Here is a 1,613-nt window from a genome sequence, read left to right as displayed (position 1 = left end):
GGAGAACCTCGGCGATCTCGAGATGAAGTAGGCGAGTGATCGTCCAGAACCTCTGGAGTTCTTATGATCATCAATAGTTACGACTTCAACTGGAACGCGGTCACGAACAACTTCGATCGGCTGCTGGAAGGCCTCGGCCTCTCCCTCCAGATCGCGGTCATCGTGATCATCGTGAGCATGGTCCTCGCCGTACCCGTCGCGCTGATGCGCATGTCGAACGTCGAGGTCGTGCGCTGGCTTGCGCAGATCTACATCGAGATCTTCCGTTGCACGCCGCTGCTGGTCCAGCTCTTCTGGGTGTACTACGCACTGCCGGCCCTGACCGGCGTCACGATCCCGGGCACCCCGTCCGCGATCATCGCGCTCACCCTGAACCTCACCGCGTTCCTCGCGGAGGCCTACCGATCCGGGTTCCAAGCCGTCCCGGTCGAACAGGTCGAGGCAGGCAAGATGCTCCGCCTCACGAGGGCGCAGCAGATCCGCTACATCATCCTCCCGCAGGCGCTCAAGCAGCAGCTCCCCGTGATTCTGTCGTTGAACATCACGCTCTTCAAGGACACCGCGCTGGTCTCGACCATCGCAGTGGCCGATCTGATGTTCACCGCGAACAAGATCGCGACGGAGACCTACCGCTACATCGAGATCCTCACGATGGCCGCGCTGATGTACTTCGCGATCGCGTTCCCCGCCTCGCTCATCCTGAGCAAGATCGAACGGAACATGATGGAGGGCGACAAGCGCGGCGGCAAGAAGAAGAAAGGCGCAGTATCGGGCATGATGCCCGGCACCGCGGCACAGGTGAGCAAATGAGCGAGAACACCCCGAAGTCGGGGCCCATGCAGCGCAGCACAATCACTGCGAGTATCGGTGAGGTCCTCGTATCGTGCCGAGGTCTGCGCAAGAGCTTCGGCGACCGTGAAGTGATGAAGAGCGTCGATTTCGACATGCTCGCCGGTGACATCACCGTCATCATCGGCCGGTCAGGATCTGGCAAGAGCACGCTGCTGCGCGCGATCGCCGGCCTGACCGACCCCGATGACGGGAAGATGACCTTCGATGGGCAAGTCGTCTTCGAAAACAGCAAGCGCACTCCGGCGTGGAAGAAGGTCGAAGCCCATGTGGGCATGATCTTCCAGACGTACACTCTGTGGCCGCATATGGATGTCGCGAAGAACCTCATCCTCGCTCCCCGCAAACGCCTCGGCCTGTCCGAGTCGGATGCGATGGAGCGCGCGAAGAAGGCGCTCGCGGAAGTCGGCATGTCCGAGCACCTCCACAGCAAGCCCATGCAGCTCTCGGGCGGTGAGCGACAGCGCGTTGCGATCGCCCGTGCGCTCATGATGCAGCCCAAGCTACTGCTTTGCGACGAGATCACCAGTGCCCTCGACCCGCCCGTCGCGGCCGAGGTCCTGGACGTGCTCCGTCGACTCAAGGAAGAGGAGGGCATCGCAATTGCGTTGGTGACACACGATATGGCGTTCGCGTCGAAAGCCGCGGATCGTCTCGTGTTCTTCCACGAGGGCGAGATCGCGGTCAACGCGACTCCTGACGAAGCGTTCAACCGGTCGGAGAACCCGCACCTGAAGAAATTCGTCGACGCCGTCCGCTTCTAG

General features: G+C 61.6%; 2 protein-coding genes. Both read left to right on the top strand.

From position 1 onward, the window contains the following. The first annotated feature begins 63 nt into the window (after positions 1 to 63). The gene (locus ACUYV6_RS13135) at positions 64 to 810 is read left to right on the top strand and encodes an amino acid ABC transporter permease (RefSeq protein ID WP_449279122.1); all 747 of its coding nucleotides are present in this window, start codon (positions 64 to 66) and stop codon (positions 808 to 810) included. Continuing rightward, positions 807 to 1,613, top strand: coding sequence for an amino acid ABC transporter ATP-binding protein (locus ACUYV6_RS13130; protein ID WP_449279121.1), 807 nt, complete (start codon positions 807 to 809; stop codon positions 1,611 to 1,613). The genes ACUYV6_RS13135 and ACUYV6_RS13130 overlap by 4 nt, the downstream gene beginning before the upstream one ends.

The sequence above is a fragment of the Leucobacter sp. GX24907 genome, from assembly GCF_053567335.1.
Note: the sequence above shows the minus strand (reverse complement) of the source record. Positions and strands in the feature narration are given on the sequence as shown.

What these genes read in the sequence shown, in the direction of transcription:
- ACUYV6_RS13135 (WP_449279122.1), top strand. Translation starts at nt 64, where the DNA reads ATGATCATCAATAGTTACGACTTCAACTGGAACGCGGTCACGAACAAC.
- ACUYV6_RS13130 (WP_449279121.1), top strand. Translation starts at nt 807, where the DNA reads ATGAGCGAGAACACCCCGAAGTCGGGGCCCATGCAGCGCAGCACAATC.